The organism is Bacillus sp. WC2507 (assembly GCF_052656125.1).
The window spans coordinates 4,001,144-4,016,736 of the sequence record NZ_JBQXPN010000001.1 but is presented as its reverse complement, the minus strand read 5'-3'; the positions used below and the strand labels follow the sequence as shown (position 1 = coordinate 4,016,736).

At 35.8% G+C, this 15,593-nt stretch carries 17 protein-coding genes; 15 read left to right on the top strand and 2 right to left on the bottom strand.

Annotated features, from left to right (window positions below; all coding sequences use genetic code 11):
* Positions 1-56 precede the first annotated feature (56 nt).
* The 5 genes from ACUN28_RS21140 (at position 57) to ACUN28_RS21120 (ending at position 5,016) form a co-directional block, all read left to right on the top strand.
* Positions 57-1,187, top strand: a complete 1,131-nt coding sequence (locus ACUN28_RS21140; RefSeq protein WP_098646068.1) for an RNA-guided endonuclease InsQ/TnpB family protein — start codon at positions 57-59, stop codon at positions 1,185-1,187.
* A 155-nt stretch (positions 1,188-1,342) separates the two neighbouring features.
* Positions 1,343-1,678: a DUF3964 family protein gene (locus tag ACUN28_RS21135; protein ID WP_000198173.1), complete on the top strand. Its 336-nt coding sequence runs from the start codon at positions 1,343-1,345 to the stop codon at positions 1,676-1,678.
* 225 nt (positions 1,679-1,903) lie between these two features.
* Positions 1,904-2,389 carry a LysR family transcriptional regulator gene (locus tag ACUN28_RS21130; RefSeq protein WP_098506208.1) on the top strand — a complete coding sequence of 162 codons (486 nt, stop codon included), beginning with the start codon at positions 1,904-1,906 and terminating at the stop codon, positions 2,387-2,389.
* Between the two features lie 120 nt (positions 2,390-2,509).
* The gene (locus ACUN28_RS21125; RefSeq protein WP_016088523.1) at positions 2,510-3,418 is read left to right on the top strand and encodes a chemotaxis protein; all 909 of its coding nucleotides are present in this window, start codon (positions 2,510-2,512) and stop codon (positions 3,416-3,418) included.
* A 650-nt stretch (positions 3,419-4,068) separates the two neighbouring features.
* Positions 4,069-5,016: a DNA-binding domain-containing protein gene (locus tag ACUN28_RS21120; RefSeq protein ID WP_445423430.1), complete on the top strand. Its 948-nt coding sequence runs from the start codon at positions 4,069-4,071 to the stop codon at positions 5,014-5,016.
* Positions 5,017-5,111: 95 nt separating this feature from the next.
* On the opposite strand, the gene ACUN28_RS21115 is transcribed toward ACUN28_RS21120, so the two are convergent.
* Positions 5,112-5,912 (bottom strand): flagellin N-terminal helical domain-containing protein, encoded by an 801-nt coding sequence (locus ACUN28_RS21115; protein WP_098485773.1) that lies wholly within the window; start codon positions 5,910-5,912, stop codon positions 5,112-5,114.
* 260 nt (positions 5,913-6,172) lie between these two features.
* The gene (locus tag ACUN28_RS21110; RefSeq protein ID WP_098199318.1) at positions 6,173-7,567 is read right to left on the bottom strand and encodes a flagellin N-terminal helical domain-containing protein; all 1,395 of its coding nucleotides are present in this window, start codon (positions 7,565-7,567) and stop codon (positions 6,173-6,175) included.
* 256 nt (positions 7,568-7,823) lie between these two features.
* On the opposite strand from ACUN28_RS21110, the gene ACUN28_RS21105 reads away from it, so the two are divergent.
* The 10 genes from ACUN28_RS21105 (at position 7,824) to flhA (ending at position 15,589) form a co-directional block, all read left to right on the top strand.
* Positions 7,824-8,609 (top strand): lytic transglycosylase domain-containing protein, encoded by a 786-nt coding sequence (locus tag ACUN28_RS21105; RefSeq protein ID WP_098506211.1) that lies wholly within the window; start codon positions 7,824-7,826, stop codon positions 8,607-8,609.
* Positions 8,610-8,671: 62 nt separating this feature from the next.
* Entirely contained in the window at positions 8,672-8,896 is a 225-nt protein-coding gene (locus ACUN28_RS21100; RefSeq protein WP_000775712.1) for a flagellar motor switch protein FliN, read from the top strand.
* A gap of 14 nt (positions 8,897-8,910) precedes the next feature.
* The gene (fliM, locus tag ACUN28_RS21095; protein ID WP_088112728.1) at positions 8,911-9,897 is read left to right on the top strand and encodes a flagellar motor switch protein FliM; all 987 of its coding nucleotides are present in this window, start codon (positions 8,911-8,913) and stop codon (positions 9,895-9,897) included.
* 10 nt (positions 9,898-9,907) lie between these two features.
* Positions 9,908-10,267, top strand: a complete 360-nt coding sequence (gene fliN / locus ACUN28_RS21090) for a flagellar motor switch protein FliN (protein ID WP_000680010.1) — start codon at positions 9,908-9,910, stop codon at positions 10,265-10,267.
* 12 nt (positions 10,268-10,279) lie between these two features.
* A complete protein-coding gene (locus ACUN28_RS21085) occupies positions 10,280-10,600 on the top strand; it encodes a hypothetical protein (protein WP_000121176.1) in 321 nt (106 codons plus the stop codon).
* A complete protein-coding gene (locus ACUN28_RS21080) occupies positions 10,597-11,355 on the top strand; it encodes a flagellar type III secretion system pore protein FliP (RefSeq protein ID WP_001220586.1) in 759 nt (252 codons plus the stop codon). Before ACUN28_RS21085 ends, ACUN28_RS21080 begins: the two co-directional genes overlap by 4 nt.
* Positions 11,356-11,388: 33 nt before the next feature.
* Positions 11,389-11,664, top strand: a complete 276-nt coding sequence (locus tag ACUN28_RS21075; protein ID WP_001098085.1) for a flagellar biosynthetic protein FliQ — start codon at positions 11,389-11,391, stop codon at positions 11,662-11,664.
* A 15-nt stretch (positions 11,665-11,679) separates the two neighbouring features.
* Entirely contained in the window at positions 11,680-12,441 is a 762-nt protein-coding gene (locus ACUN28_RS21070; protein ID WP_071757438.1) for a flagellar biosynthetic protein FliR, read from the top strand.
* A 10-nt stretch (positions 12,442-12,451) separates the two neighbouring features.
* Entirely contained in the window at positions 12,452-13,498 is a 1,047-nt protein-coding gene (gene flhB / locus ACUN28_RS21065; protein ID WP_001040116.1) for a flagellar type III secretion system protein FlhB, read from the top strand.
* Between the two features lie 24 nt (positions 13,499-13,522).
* Positions 13,523-15,589: a flagellar biosynthesis protein FlhA gene (gene flhA / locus ACUN28_RS21060; protein ID WP_098506213.1), complete on the top strand. Its 2,067-nt coding sequence runs from the start codon at positions 13,523-13,525 to the stop codon at positions 15,587-15,589.
* Positions 15,590-15,593: the final 4 nt, after the last annotated feature.

Here is a 15,593-nt window from a genome sequence, read left to right as displayed (position 1 = left end):
TCGTTATCTAAAAGATGAGTGCCCGAATAATCGCACAGTAAAGGAGTAGGCTTCTGATGATATTGGCGAAGAAAGTTAGACTGATTCCAACGCCTGAACAAGAAAAAGTGTTTAGAAACCATGCTGGCGCTGCAAGATTTGCTTATAACTATTGTAAAAGAATGAGTGATAGATACTATAAGCTATTTGGGAAATCTGTTTCACAGTTAGATTTACAGAAACGATTTACAAAGATCAAGAAGCGAAAGAAATATGAGTGGTTAAAAGACATCAATGCACAAGTTCCCAAACAGGCTTCAAAAGATTTTGATAAGGCGAGGAAAAATTCGTTCAAAAAGTACAAAAATGGTTATCACACTTCTTATAAATCCAAAAAAGATTTACTCCAAGGATTTTATGCCAATTATGAAAGACTGATTATAGGAAAGAAAGTAGTTCATATTCAGTCTATTGGAAAAGTGAAAACAAGCCAACAACTACCAAGAAACAAAAAACCATCAAATCCAAGAGTTACCTTTGATGGTCGTCACTGGTGGATTAGTGTAGGGTTCCAAGAAGACTTTGAATCACAAGAACTAACCAATGAGTCGATTGGTGTGGATGTTGGTTTAAAAGAGCTGTTTGTAGCTTCTAATGGTACAAGAGAACGAAATATAAACAAAGATGCCAAGGTTAAAAAGCTTTTGAAAAGGAAAAAGTCAGCACAAAGAGATATGTCTAGGAGATTTAAAAAAGGTGTAAAAATTCAGTCTGCCGGATATGAAAAAGCTAAAACTGAGAACCTTCGGTTATCTAGGAAAATTACGAATATCCGAAATAACCATATCCATCAAGCAACAGCTAAATTGGTGAAAACCAAACCAATGAGGATTGTTGTGGAAGACTTACCTATCTCAAACCTGTTAAAAAACAAAAAACTATCGAAAGCATTTTCCTTTCAAAAATTAAACTTCTTCTTTCAATGTTTATCATACAAGTGCGAGAAGTATGGCATTGAGTATGTAAAAGCTGATAAATGGTTCGCCTCAAGCAAGATTTGCTCATGTTGCGGAGTAAAATACGACCATTCAGTTCAACCAGAAGGACAGTGGAGTTTAAAAATACGTGAGTGGCGTTGTGTTCAATGCAATAGCCATCACGATAGAGATTTAAATGCTTCGATAAATTTATCAAGATGGGTAAAATAAAAGCTTGATAATATGAGGTAACGATACTGCCTCGTGTGGAGTGTTATCCCCCTCGTCCCTTCGGGGTTGCGAGAACACGATGAAGCACTAACTTGTGTAAATTTGATTGAATCGTATAGATTTAGTTAAGTTTATCGTATCGGTTTTTTATTCGTATGACAAGACAAGAGCGAATTTTACAATTGCCTTTTTTCGAAAATAAACGTGAACTTGCAGAGCAAGTGTTAAAAATGGAACGAGAAGAGCATATATATTTACCTGATCAATTTGAAATTAAGCAAGTACCTGCATATTCATTTGGTGAAAAGCAATCAATTATTGGCCGTATTCATGAGTTTTATTTCGTAAGTGTTGGTAGCGAAGGAGAATGGAAGTATCAACTGTTTAAGGATGAGATGAAGTGCCGGGAGTTTTTTATTACACTATCAGGGATAACGGATCAGCAGATTGCATTTTGGTTCAACAACATCGAGTTATTGAAAAGCTCTTAAAAAGCTTTTAAAAGCCCTTTTTTAGGTTTTGAGAGAGGACCTGGCAGTTAGTGCTTATGTGGGTGCGCGACCGTTGTTTAAGACCAGAGATATGGAGAGTTACTAGGTAGTGTACGAAGATTTAAGCGAAGTGTAGTATGAATAATACCTGTGGTCTTAACGTGTTAGATGGACTAATAAGTTTATTTGTGGCGATAGATTTTTATAAAAGGAGAGGTGAGGAGGATGGCGCAGAATAAGTATCGCGTTACATTCATTTCGCCAAGTGAGGTTGAGCAGCGGACTGTAATGTCGGCGAGTAGTTTGCCGGATTTAATTCGTAAAGTAGAGAGTATTATTGCAGATCCGAACGGTTATTTTGTGAATGATAAAAAAAATAATTGCTATTTTAAAGTGATTAAAGAAAATGTTACGTTTATTCAATATGAGTTACTATTTTCAGATAAAGAGATTCATATTGAAAAATTAAAACATATAGCACCGGCGGTATTAAAACGATTATTTGAAAAGATAAACGACCCGGAACTATATGCGCTCGCACTACTTGATGTTGATATAGCAACGAAAGAATATGTGCTAGAAGAAATGGATTCGGAGCTAAGAATAAGAGTAGAAACGGAGCTTTCGAAAAAGTGGGAAGCAATGCCGACAGAAATTGTAGGAGCACAAGAAGTGTTATTAGAGACACTTGCTTCGTTTATACAAGATTAAGCGTCTTTTAAAATAAATCGTTCGACTATCTATATTTTTTATATAGGTAGTTGACTTTTTCGTTTTAATAAAGCTTAATAATTAAATATACGGAATTAATGAAAGGGGAGCGACACCTTTATGTCACAAGCACAAAGTATTTTATTAGAAAGCGGAACAAATGAATTAGAGATTGTCACATATACTGTTGGTGAAAATCTATTTAGTATTAACGTAATGAAAGTACGTGAAATCATTAATCCATTCCCTGTTACAACTGTGCCAGAATCTCATCATGCAGTTGAAGGTGTTGTTCAAGTACGTGGTGAAATTTTACCTGTTATTAACTTAGCGACAGCTCTTAATTTAAAATCGACAAAGCCACTTGATCAAACGAAATTTATTATTTCAGAATTAAATCAAATGAAAGTTATTTTCCGTGTTGATGAAGTGCATCGTATTCAACGTATTTCTTGGGAACAAATTGATGAACCAGCTTCATTGTCTATGGGACTAGAAGAAACGACATCTGGTATTGTAAAACTAGATGGGCAAATTATTTTACTATTAGATTATGAAAAAATTGTATGTGAAATTAGCGGTACTGGTTATGACAATAAATCACTTTCAGGTTTAGAGCAAAAAACAGATCGAGCTGAAAAAGTTATTTATATAGCAGAAGATTCAGCGATGCTTCGCCAAATATTAGAAGAAACATTATCATCAGCTGGATATACGAAAATGAATTTCTTCAGCAATGGTGCAGAAGCATTAGCGCAAATTGAAAAATTAGCGAAAGAGCAAGGGGAAAAAATGTTTGAACATATTCACTTGCTAATTACTGATATTGAAATGCCGAAAATGGACGGACATCATTTAACGAAAGTGGTTAAAGATAGTGAAGTAATGAATCGTTTACCGGTCATTATTTTCTCTTCATTAATTACAAATGAATTATTCCATAAAGGCGAAGCTGTAGGAGCAAATGCTCAAGTAAGTAAGCCAGATATTCAAGAGTTAATTGGCTTAGTTGATAAGTTAGTGCTGTAAAAAACGTTTTGAAAAGCTTTTTTTAGCTAGAATAGAAGCTTTAGTCATGCGTGGTGGCGGTCAGTGCCTAATAGAGCCCCATGCGATGTGAGACCAGATATATGGAGTGGTTTTAGATCAGTAGAAGAAATGAGCCTTTGATTAAGGGTTTGAAGAACTGATATACAACTCTATTTTTTTAGTAGGGAGGAGGGAACTAGCCACGTGTAAGTAGTACTGGCTAGTTCCTTTTTTGCATTCTATACTCTGCTTTACAGGTAGAAAGATTAAATATTTCTGGAGTGTTTGTGGCTGTATAAATAGTCTCTACTTCGAGATTTTCAATTCGTTTAATGAATAAATAGCGAGCTGGTTTATTTGAAAATATAAGAGAGCGTATTTTCGGAATATGCTAGTAAGGTTGCGTAGTAACGCAAACTTTTTCGGTGAAAATATATCCAAAATACCATATAATATAATTAATATGTAATTATACATATTAATTAAAAATAATTTTTCTATTTCTATACTTTCTATACATTTTTGTATGTTTAATATTTGACAGATAATTTCGAAATGTTATAATATGGATATGAAAAAATTGCTATTTTCTAAAAAGACATGGGAGTCAGATGAGAATTGTGAAAGGATGAGGGGGAGTGGCACAGATTATGTATCACCACACAGCAATCAATGTATTAAATCTTTTACAAAACATGTCAAATAATAAAATGAACGATGTGCAACTAGAAGAGGAATTAAAAAAAATAGAGAAACAATTCCGAGTAGCGTATGAAGAATTAGTTGATTTATATAATAGAATGGTATTATTTCAAATAGATATCGAAAAAAATGGCGGGATGCGGGCGTATGAAAAATCTACAATTACATGGCTGAAGTCTGAGCTAGAGTTACTGTATGAAGTGTATCAATTTTCCCAACGTCACGGTTTAAACATTATTAATATTTCAAAATACGTTAGTAAAAAAGAACTAAATCTTTTTCCAAAAACAGCAAGTCAATTACAAAATACGTATTACAAATTAAAAAAATGTGAAATACCGTTTGAAAATATTGAAAAACAAAAACCAGGACGAAAGCGAAAATATACACCTGTAAAAGAACCAATTGTTGAAATAAAAAAAGAAAACAAACAAGAATTAAGAAATGAAGTTCCAAATACAGAGAACGAAAAAAATCTTGTAACAGTTATATCTGGCATTGTTGATAATTTTGAAACGATTAGCCAGTGTAGTGAAAGAAAAGAGCATGAACTACATAAGTTCATGGAAGGAATCTATAAGCTTTCTAGCATGGCTGCAGAGCGTTCAAAAGATGAAAAGAATGCCCGTGGACTTGAAGGCGAGTTACATGTATTACGAGCTGAAAATGAAAGACTAAAGCGAGAAAAGGAAGAGCTTGTTCATGATATAAAAGAAATGACGCATCATTTAATTCATTTCATTACGAGCTCTGATATTGATCAAATTCGCACATTACCTTTCTTCGTAAAAGAATGTAAACAAGATTTGCATAAATTAGGGTTATATAATGCACAAGACGGTAAAATGAAAATTATGGTTGATCGTAGTGGGCAGGTTATGACTGTAACGCAGTAATAAAATTTGGGTACAAAATAAAAGGGAGATACATAGTGTATATGTATTTCCCTTTTGTTTTGTATGGAATCGTTCCAAAGAAGGGGGATGATTTTTTAAGATTGTAGTAACTTGGAAACCATTTGCGGTATTTGATTTGCTTGTGAAACCATACTAAGTGCAACTTCAGTTAATAATTTAAACTTTAAAAAATCGCTCATTTCCTGCGCCATATCCGCATCTTCAATTCGAGAGGCGGCATCTGTTAATGCTGTACTTTGGCTATTTAAATTTTCGATATTAAATTGCAGACGGTTAATCATAGCCCCAAGATCGGCACGATGAAGTGATACATTTTGTAGTGCCTCTTCAATTTTACGAATTGCAGCTCTTGCTTCTTGTTCTGTTGAAATCTTGATGTCATGTTGTGTAGGGGAAGGAGGAATATGTTTCGTCATGTTTACTGTATGACCAATATCATCTAACGTAACAGGACGGTTTTGGCCGTCGAACACGGATAAATCATTAAACTCAGTCGTCTCGCCAATATAGCTAATTTGCTCTGTTAAAGATTGAAACTCTTTATTTAGTGAATCACGGTTTTTATTTGAATTTGTACCGTTCGCAGATTGAACAGCTAAATCACGCATACGCTGTAAAATATTCGTCACAGTTTGAAGGGCAGCTTCCGCTGTCCGAAGCATTGATAGCGCATCCTCATTATTACGAATCGCCACGCGCATACCACTTGCTCGTGCATGCATACGAGTCATAATCGCAATATTAGCAGGATTATCAGAAGCATGGTTTAACTTCTTACCAGTTGCCAAATGCTCCATCACAACATTCATACGCTTTTCATTCTCATATAGCGATTGCCTAGCATTCATACTCAAAACATTCGTACCAATACGCATAATAGACACTCCTTATCTTATAGATTCATATAGGATCTTAAAGCCAATAAACAGTTATAAAAAGAAAAAGGGACTTATGCTTATCTTCTAGTTGTATTTTAACATAAGGGGGGAATAGAGATAGGAATTGACCGCTTCTACGCAACGTGGATGCTCTATCCTACCTAAAAAAGAAAGGTTTTACAAAAAATTCATTTATATAGAAAAAATAAACCTCTCCGCAAGCAGAGAGGTTTATTCATGAAACTAAATCAAATGGCTTATTGTAATAATTTAGAAACCATTTGTGGAGTTTGGTTTGCTTGAGAAAGCATGCTGATACCAGCTTCGTTCAAGATTTTGAACTTAGTCATTTCAGACATTTCTTTCGCCATGTCAGCGTCTTCTACTTGAGAAGCAGCAGATGCCATGCTAGATTGTTGGCTCTTAAGGTTGTTTACGTTAAAGTCTAGACGGTTTAATGTAGCACCCATAGTTGCACGGTTAGAGGCAATTGTTTCTAGTGCTGCATCGATTGCTTTAATTGCTGCATTAGCATCGTTTGCTGTTGAAGTTGGTCCGTTAGTAGTAGCAGCTTTAAATGCATCACCAATTGCGCGAGCTGCTTCTAATGTATTACCAGAATCATCAGTTTTACTGAATCTATCAATGGCATCCGAAATTTTAGTTACATCTGCCTTATTCATAGAACCTTTAACAGCATTAAAAGCATCCACGAATGATGTCATTGCTGCTTTTCTAGTATCTGTAGTAGAAGCAGTAGTTAAATCGGATAAAGATTTAGCTGCTACATTCACGTCATTAATTTGAGTAGTTGTAATAGCTTTAGGTGAATCAGTATATAATTTTCCAATTGCCTGAGTATCTGCTAAAGAATTTGCAGTACCATCTTCGAATTTTTTGATAGCGTCATTAATTTTTTCAACATCTTGTGCATTCATACCGTCTTTAACCTTAGCAAATTCAACCTTGAAATTGTCTACTGCAGTTTTTCTATCAGCTAAAGCGCCACCAGTACCAGCAGTATTATTTAAGCCTTTTAATGCTCCAGCAGTAGCATCAGCCACAGTATTGTCAGCAACACCAACTAATTCTTGACCAGAGCCGATACCAAGTCCATTAGCAGCGATGCTTAGATTATTGATTTTTAGTGCAGTAGTAGAAGAATCAGATAACTTAATTTCGATTTGTTTACCTTTATCATCAGAATCTAATGTTTGAATCGCGATAGCTTTGTTGCTGCCGTCTAATAATTTTTTATCATTGAATTCTGTGTTTTTAGAGATGTAATCAATTTGTTCTTTTAATGCAGCGAACTCTTTGTCTAGTGCGCCTTGGTTTTTATCTGTATTTGTGCCGTTTGCAGATTGGTTAGCAAGGTCACGCATACGAAGTAAGATGTTAGAAACTGAGTTCATTGCTGAATCAGCTGTACGGATTAAAGAAATACCATCTTGTGTGTTATTAGCTGCAACACCTAATCCGCTTTCACGTGCACGCATACGAGTTGCGATTGCAAGACCTGCTGCATCGTCAGAAGCGTTGTTGATACGTTTACCGCTTGATAAACGGTCCATAGAGTTGCTCATTTTAGCTTGGTTTTGGCGCATGTACTCTTGCGTACGCATGCTATTAATGTTTGTATTAATTCTCATGTTAAGAACCCCCATTTTTTTATATTGACTTTTCTGCAAATTGAAAAACGGTAATATGCGAAAAAATCAATTTCGAGATTTATTGTAATCCTTGCTACAACGGGTGTCAACTAAAAATTCGAATTAATAAATATAAAAAAATAACAGTTTAACAATTTAGTCGTTTTTTTATTACAATATTATTAAAAGGATTATTGCAAACTTTTTAAAAAAACTCTAATATTAGATTATCTTTGTTTACCGAAAAGGTGATATTATGTTAGTTGGAAATATAGTAAAAGAAGTGCTTGCATATAAGAAAGGACAAATTCAGCAAAAGCTAAGTAGTCCACAAGCATTCGTTAGTAGTCGTTTTCAAGAGAAGTTGCAGAGTGAACCTGCGAAGGAAATGAAGGGTACTGCGCAGCCGGCAAACATAGAAGATATGAGTCAGCCGGTACAATCTACGAAAATAGAAACGGTTGTAAATAAACCGGAAGAATCTATTAATAAAGTAGAGGAAGCGAGTAAGGCTGAAGAAAAGGCTGAAACGAAGAACGTAGATGAAGTGCAAGTCGCACAAAAAGAGTTTGAACGACGTTTCCCAGAAACGAAAAATGAGGCTGCTGATACGTGGGAATTAACGAAGAAGTATAATATTCAAAAAATACGTTCTTCCAATGAAGGGAAGTATGAGGATATTATTGATCGCGCTAGCCGTACATACGGAATTCCGAAAACGTTAATTCAAAAAATGATTGAAGTAGAGTCTAATTTTAATCCGAAAACGGTGTCACATGCAGGTGCGATGGGTCTTATGCAGCTTATGCCAGCGAATGTGAAAGAGATGGGTATAAAAAATCCATTTTCACCAGCTGAAAGTATTGAGGGCGGTGTGAAAGAGTTAAGCGGTTATTTAAAGAAAAATAACGGCGACTTAGTATTGGCACTTGCTTCTTATAATGCTGGCCCTGGTAATGTGAGAAAGTACGGAGGCGTACCGCCATTTAAAGAAACGCAAGGATATATTAAAAAAATATTAAATATCGACGTTTCAAAATAAGAAATTTCATATATAGAGAGAACATGAAATTTTCGTGAACATGATATGGGAGTTGGCTAGATTTGAAATTACAAGATGATATTCCGTTAACAATTTATTTTGAAATCGGAAATACGAAAAAGAAAATTGAAGATTTGCTTCATATAACGAAAGGTACATTGTATCGTCTTGAAAATTCAACGAAAAATACGGTGCGTCTTATGCTTGAGAATGAAGAGATTGGAACCGGAAAGATTTTGACGAAAAACGGGAAGATGTACGTTGAAATCGTTGAATTGAAAAGGTAGGGAAGGGGATTGTCATGAGTGGCGAAAAATTAAGCCAAGAGCAAATTGATGCCCTGCTGAAGGCGGTTAATGAAGGCGAGGAAATGCCAGCTTTCGCACAAGAAGCAGGAAAGCAAGAGAAATTTCAAGAGTATGATTTTAATAGACCGGAGAAGTTCGGTGTTGAGCATTTACGTAGCTTGCAAGCAATTGCTTCTACATTTGGTAAACAGACGTCACAGACGTTGGCAGCGCGTATGCGTATTCCAATTGAGCTTGAGCCTTCAACGGTTGAGCAAGTTCCGTTTACGAGTGAGTATGTGGAGAAAATGCCGAAAGATTACTATTTATATTGCGTTATTGATCTTGGCCTCCCGGAGCTTGGAGAAATTGTTATTGAGATTGATTTAGCGTTCGTTATTTATATTCATGAATGTTGGCTTGGTGGAGATAGTAAGCGTAACTTTACGATGCGCAGACCACTTACCGCATTTGAGTTTTTAACACTGGATAATATTTTTATGCTCCTTTGTAAAAATTTAGAGCAATCATTTGAAAGTGTTGTGGCGATTGAACCGAAATTTGTAACGACGGAGACAGATCCGAATGCATTAAAGATTACGACAGCGAGTGATATCATTTCATTACTGAACGTAAATATGAAAACAGATTTTTGGAATACGACGGTGCGTATCGGTATTCCATTCTTATCTGTTGAAGAAATTATGGATAAGTTAACGTCTGAAAATATTGTCGAACATTCTTCGGATAAGCGTAAAAAGTATACGTCTGAAGTGGAAGTGAAAGTAAATCAAGTGTATAAACCTGTTCACGTTGCAATTGGCAAGCAAAAGATGACAATGGGTGAGATTGAACAAATTGAAGAAGGCGATATTATTCCGCTTCATACGAAAGTTTCGGATGAATTACTTGGTTATGTAGATGGAAAGCATAAATTTAATTGTTTTATTGGAAAAGATGGAACGCGTAAGGCGCTCTTATTTAAAAGTTTTGTAGAGTAGGAGGATCCATATGAAGCATGAAGTATCTCCTGTATCATTAATGGGATTAGAAGATTTTGCAGGAAAGCGAAATGAAGCAGGTAAAGCACATATTGATACTGTTTCAGACATTTCGATTGAACTTGGTGTAAAGCTTGGGAAGTCATCTATTACACTTGGTGATGTGAAACAGTTAAAAGTGGGCGATGTTCTGGAAGTAGAGAAAAACTTAGGACATAAAGTAGATGTGTATTTAAGTAATATGAAAGTCGGCATTGGGGAAGCGATCGTAATGGACGAGAAGTTCGGTATTATCATTTCTGAAATTGAAGCTGACAAGAAGCAAGCTGCGCTTATGAAAGCGCAAAGTCAAATGCAAGATAAAGAGTAGAGGAGGAGTCATATGTCGTATATGACGACCTTATTTCAAGTCGTTTTACTGTTTGGTGCGCTCGGCTACGGTGCATATTATATGACGAAAAAGACGCGCAAGCAGCAGTTTTTTAAACAAGGTGAAAATGGCCACATTCAAGTGAAGGACGGCGTGTATTTAAATCATCAAACGAGCGCCTTTTTATTTGAAGTGGACGGCAAGCAAGTGTTCACTGTTATTAGTAATAACGGTGTGCAATCTGTGCAATTAACAGGAACAGGAAATCAGTTTCAACAAGCGCTAGAAGACGCGGTGAAGAGTGAAACGAAAAAAGTAGAGGATCCATCATGAGAATAAAGAAACAGTTATCATTATTAGCCGTTATTTTCGTATTTTCTATCGTTTTTTCAATTATTTTTGTAAATCCAGCGTATGCAGCCCAAAACGGTTTTATTAATTTCGAAAATGGAAAAGAGTTTACGAGTAATTCAAGTGTACAATTATTTGCGCTCGTTACCCTTTTATCATTATCTTCATCTATCGTTCTATTATTTACACATTTTACTTATTTTATGATCGTTCTTGGGATTACACGTCAAGGACTTGGGGTAATGAACTTACCACCGAACCAAGTGCTTGTAGGACTTGCACTATTTTTATCCCTCTTTACGATGCAGCCTGTACTTGGGCAACTGAAGAGCGATGTGTGGGATCCGATGACGAAAGAGAAAATAACAGTAAGTCAAGCTGCGGAAACGACAGCTCCGATTATGAAAGAGTATATGTCAAAGCATACGTATAAGCATGATTTAAAAATGATGCTGAAAGTGCGTGGAGAAGAGTTACCGAAAGATTTGAAAGATCTTTCCTTATTTACGCTCGTACCATCCTTTACGTTAACGCAAATCCAAAAGGGACTCTTAACAGGGATGTTCATTTATTTAGCGTTTGTATTTATAGATTTGATTATTAGTACACTGTTAATGTACCTCGGGATGATGATGGTACCGCCGATGATTTTAAGTTTACCATTTAAAATACTCGTTTTCGTATATTTAGGCGGATATACAAAAATCGTCGACATTATGTTTAAAACGGTCGCCTGAAGCGTTTGATGCTATGTGATAGGAGTCATATAAATGAATACGTCACCAATTATAGATATTTTTCAAACCTTTTTTTATAAAGGGGTTATGATTTTAATGCCGGTTGCCGGCGTAAGTATGATTGTCGTTATTATTATCGCTGTCATTATGGCGATGATGCAAATTCAAGAGCAAACGCTGACGTTTTTACCGAAAATGGCGAGTATCGTACTCGTTATTATCATTTTAGGTCCGTGGATGTTTCAAGAGTTAACGACGCTTATTTTAGATTTATTTGATAAAATTCCATCGCTATTGCGTTCTTACTAAGATAGGTGGACTGAAATGAATATGGAATTATGGGCGGCGACGTTTTTTGCGTTTTGCCGCATTACTTCATTTTTATATTTTTTACCGTTTTTCTCAGGGCGATCCATTCCAGCAATGGCGAAGGTTACAGTTGGACTTGCTCTTTCGATTACAGTGGCCGATCAAGTTGATGTTTCTCACATAAAGACCGTTTGGGACGTTGCAGCTTATGCAGGAACGCAAATTGTAATTGGATTATCACTTTCAAAAATTGTAGAAATGCTGTGGAACATTCCAAAAATGGCTGGGCATATTTTAGACTTTGATATCGGTTTATCACAGGCAAGTTTGTTTGATGTAAATGCAGGTTCACAGTCTACTTTACTATCAACCATTTTTGATATATTTTTCCTAATTATTTTTATTTCACTTGGCGGCATTAATTATTTCGTTGCCACGATTTTAAAGTCGTTTCAATATACAGAGGCGATTTCAAAATTGCTGACGACTAGTTTTTTAGATAGTCTACTCGCAACGTTATTATTTGCGATTACATCAGCGGTTGAAATTGCTCTTCCGCTAATGGGGAGTTTGTTCATCATTAACTTTGTTTTAATTTTAATCGCAAAAAACGCTCCGCAATTAAATATTTTTATGAATGCATTCGTCATTAAAATTACGTGCGGTATTTTGTTTATTGCGATGAGTGTACCGATGCTCGGTTATGTGTTTAAAAATATGACAGATGTATTGCTTGAGGAATATACGAAACTATTTAACTTTTTCTTAACGAAGTAGGGGGACGCGCATGGCAAAGGATAATAAAACAGAAAAGGCCACCCCGCAGAAGCGTAAGAAATCGCGTGAAGAAGGGAATATTGCCCGGAGTAAAGATTTAAATAATTTATTTTCCATACTTGTATTAGCAGTTGTCGTTTACTTTTTCGGAGATTGGCTCGGTTATGAGATTGCAAATTCTGTAGCGGTGCTGTTTGATCAAATTGGGAAAAACACAGATTCAACTGAGTATTTTTATTTAATGGGTATTTTACTACTGAAAGTATCGGCTCCAATATTAATACTCGTATACGCTTTTCATTTATTCAATTATATGATTCAAGTCGGTTTCTTATTTTCTTCTAAAGTCATTAAGCCGAAAGCGTCGCGTATTAACCCAAAAAACTATTTTACAAGATTGTTTAGCCGTAAAAGTTTAGTAGATATTTTGAAATCACTATTTTATATGGGGTTAATTGGTTACGTCGCTTACGTTCTCTTTAAAAAGAATTTAGAGAAAATTGTTAGTATGATTGGATTTAACTGGACTGCGTCACTTACTGAAATTATTAGGCAAATTAAATTTATCTTTTTAGCCATTTTAATTATATTAATCGTTCTTTCTATTATTGATTTTATTTATCAAAAATGGGAGTACGAACAAGATATTAAGATGAAAAAAGAAGAAGTAAAACAAGAGCATAAAGATAATGAAGGGGACCCGCAAGTAAAGGGGAAACGAAAAAACTTTATGCATGCGATCTTGCAAGGGACAATTGCGAAGAAGATGGATGGCGCAACGTTTATTGTAAACAATCCGACTCATATTTCGGTCGTACTTCGATACAATAAACAGGTTGATGCAGCACCAATTGTCGTTGCAAAAGGGGAAGATGAGCTCGCATTATATATACGAACGCTTGCCCGTGAACAAGAAATACCAATGGTGGAAAATCGTCCGCTTGCTCGTTCTTTATATTATCAAGTCGAGGAAGATGAGACGATTCCAGAAGATTTATACGTAGCTGTAATTGAAGTTATGCGCTATTTAATTCAAACGAATGAACTTGAAGTATAATAGCGCGGTTGGAGGAGATCTCTTGTGTTTAAGATAGATTCTGCAAGAACCTATTTTTCTATCTTTCTAGCAGCGTCATTCGTAGTGGCGCTCTTAATTCCACTTCCACCATTTATACTTGATATCGTTATCGTTTTTTTACTAAGTATGTCAGTGCTTATTTATATGCGAGCAACAAGTATTAACGAGTGGGATGAATTAAAGTCATTTCCGACGATGCTGTTATTAATCGGGATTTTCCGCGTATCGATTAACGTATCGACGACGCGAGCGATTTTGACAGATGGAAATGCGGGGCATGTTATTGAAGAGTTCGGCCAGTTTGTAATTGGCGGGAACTTATTAATTGGTATCGTTATTTTTACAGTATTAATCATATTCCAGTTTATCGTTGCAAACGGTGCATCTCGTACAGCTGAAGTTGCAGCTCGTTTTACACTTGATTCTTTACCGGGGAAACAAATGTCGATCGATGCTGATTTAAACCAGCGTATTATTACTGAAAAAGATGCACAGGCAAAACGAAAAAAGTTAAATATGGAAACAGAGTTTTACGGAGCGATGGATGGTGCCGGAAAGTTCATTAAAGGGGACGTTATTTTCGGGATTGTCATTTTATTCGTAAACATTATTTTCGGTTTAATTGTCGGGATGATGCAGCAGGGCATGAGCTTTGCTGAAGCAGCTATTCACTATACACAGTTAACTGTCGGTGACGGAATCGTAAACCAAATTGGTTCGTTAATGCTTGCAATTTCAACCGGTATTATCGTGACACGTGTATTTGATGGTTCAGCGGATACAGTAACAGAAGGTATCTTTAAAGAGTTATTAGCACATGAAGTTGTTGTATATGCGCTTGGTGGTTTATTTATCGCAATGGGTATTTTTACTCCGCTACCATTTCTACCATTCGCACTCGTTGGTGGAACAATTATCTTCTTAGGAATTCGTAATAAAAACCGAATAAAGAAAGAAAAAGAAGACGAGCTTCAAAAAGAAATAGAAATGATTCAAGGCGAAGATGAGCAACTGCAACAAGTGGAAGATTCATTCGGAGTATTTACAGATAAATATCCAATTATTGTAGAACTCGGCTTAGATTTAGCTGCACTTGTAAAGCAGAAAATTAACGGGGAAACAGCTCGTGATAAAGTTGTTCTTATGAGGAAGTCGATTATTACCGACCTTGGTATTAACGTTCCTGGAATTAACTTTAAAGATAATACGAGTTTTAGACCACGCGGACGTTACATTATTCGTATTAAAGGTGCGAAGGCAGCTGAAGGTGTTTTAAAATCAGGTTACTTATTAGCGCTGAAAACACCGAATGTAATGGCCGATTTAGATGCAGAACCAGCGAAAGATCCGATTTTCGGTGAAGATGGATATTGGATTTTAGAGCATATGGTACAAGATGCACAAATGAAAGGCTATCAAGTATTAGAGCCACTTAGTATATTAATTACGCATTTAGATGTTGTCGTTAGACGTAATCTGCATGAGTTAATTCAGCGTCAACATGTAAAAGACTTAATTAACTCGCTTGAAAATGATAACGGCGTTTTATTAGAAGAGATTAAGAAGAAAGAAATCGACTTATCACTCGTTCAAAATGTTATTAAACAACTTCTAAAAGAGGGTATTTCTATTCGCGATTTACCAACCATTATCGAAGGTATTATTGACGGAAAAGAAATTTATCAAAATCATGTTGACGGTGTAACGTCATTCGTCCGTGAATGTATTTCAAAAGTTATTTGTGAAAATGCGAAAAATCCTGACGGTAAAATTTATGCGGCGCTCTTCTCAGATTCAATCGAGTTAGATGCGGACGTTGTGAACAATTCTTATCAAGGGTATTTATTAAACTGGGATTTAGATTTAGAAACGCGAGTAGTTGAGCAAGTACAACGTGTCTTTAAACAGGCTCGTTTAATGGGAAGAGAACCAGTGTTATTAACGCGTAGAAAAGATTTCAGATTTGCAATAGTAAGACTTCTTGAGCGTTATCAAGTAGAAGCGCAAGTACTTTGTATTAGCGAATTAGCACCAGAAATTGTTGTAGATCAAATTGCTTATATTGAATAGTAGG

Coding starts and splice junctions, on each gene's coding strand:
- ACUN28_RS21140 (WP_098646068.1), top strand. CDS start 57: ATGATATTGGCGAAGAAAGTTAGACTGATTCCAACGCCTGAACAAGAA.
- ACUN28_RS21135 (WP_000198173.1), top strand. CDS start 1,343: ATGACAAGACAAGAGCGAATTTTACAATTGCCTTTTTTCGAAAATAAA.
- ACUN28_RS21130 (WP_098506208.1), top strand. CDS start 1,904: ATGGCGCAGAATAAGTATCGCGTTACATTCATTTCGCCAAGTGAGGTT.
- ACUN28_RS21125 (WP_016088523.1), top strand. CDS start 2,510: ATGTCACAAGCACAAAGTATTTTATTAGAAAGCGGAACAAATGAATTA.
- ACUN28_RS21120 (WP_445423430.1), top strand. CDS start 4,069: ATGTATCACCACACAGCAATCAATGTATTAAATCTTTTACAAAACATG.
- ACUN28_RS21115 (WP_098485773.1), bottom strand. CDS start 5,912: ATGCGTATTGGTACGAATGTTTTGAGTATGAATGCTAGGCAATCGCTA.
- ACUN28_RS21110 (WP_098199318.1), bottom strand. CDS start 7,567: ATGAGAATTAATACAAACATTAATAGCATGCGTACGCAAGAGTACATG.
- ACUN28_RS21105 (WP_098506211.1), top strand. CDS start 7,824: ATGTTAGTTGGAAATATAGTAAAAGAAGTGCTTGCATATAAGAAAGGA.
- fliM (WP_088112728.1), top strand. CDS start 8,911: ATGAGTGGCGAAAAATTAAGCCAAGAGCAAATTGATGCCCTGCTGAAG.
- fliN (WP_000680010.1), top strand. CDS start 9,908: ATGAAGCATGAAGTATCTCCTGTATCATTAATGGGATTAGAAGATTTT.
- ACUN28_RS21085 (WP_000121176.1), top strand. CDS start 10,280: ATGTCGTATATGACGACCTTATTTCAAGTCGTTTTACTGTTTGGTGCG.
- ACUN28_RS21080 (WP_001220586.1), top strand. CDS start 10,597: ATGAGAATAAAGAAACAGTTATCATTATTAGCCGTTATTTTCGTATTT.
- ACUN28_RS21075 (WP_001098085.1), top strand. CDS start 11,389: ATGAATACGTCACCAATTATAGATATTTTTCAAACCTTTTTTTATAAA.
- ACUN28_RS21070 (WP_071757438.1), top strand. CDS start 11,680: ATGAATATGGAATTATGGGCGGCGACGTTTTTTGCGTTTTGCCGCATT.
- flhB (WP_001040116.1), top strand. CDS start 12,452: ATGGCAAAGGATAATAAAACAGAAAAGGCCACCCCGCAGAAGCGTAAG.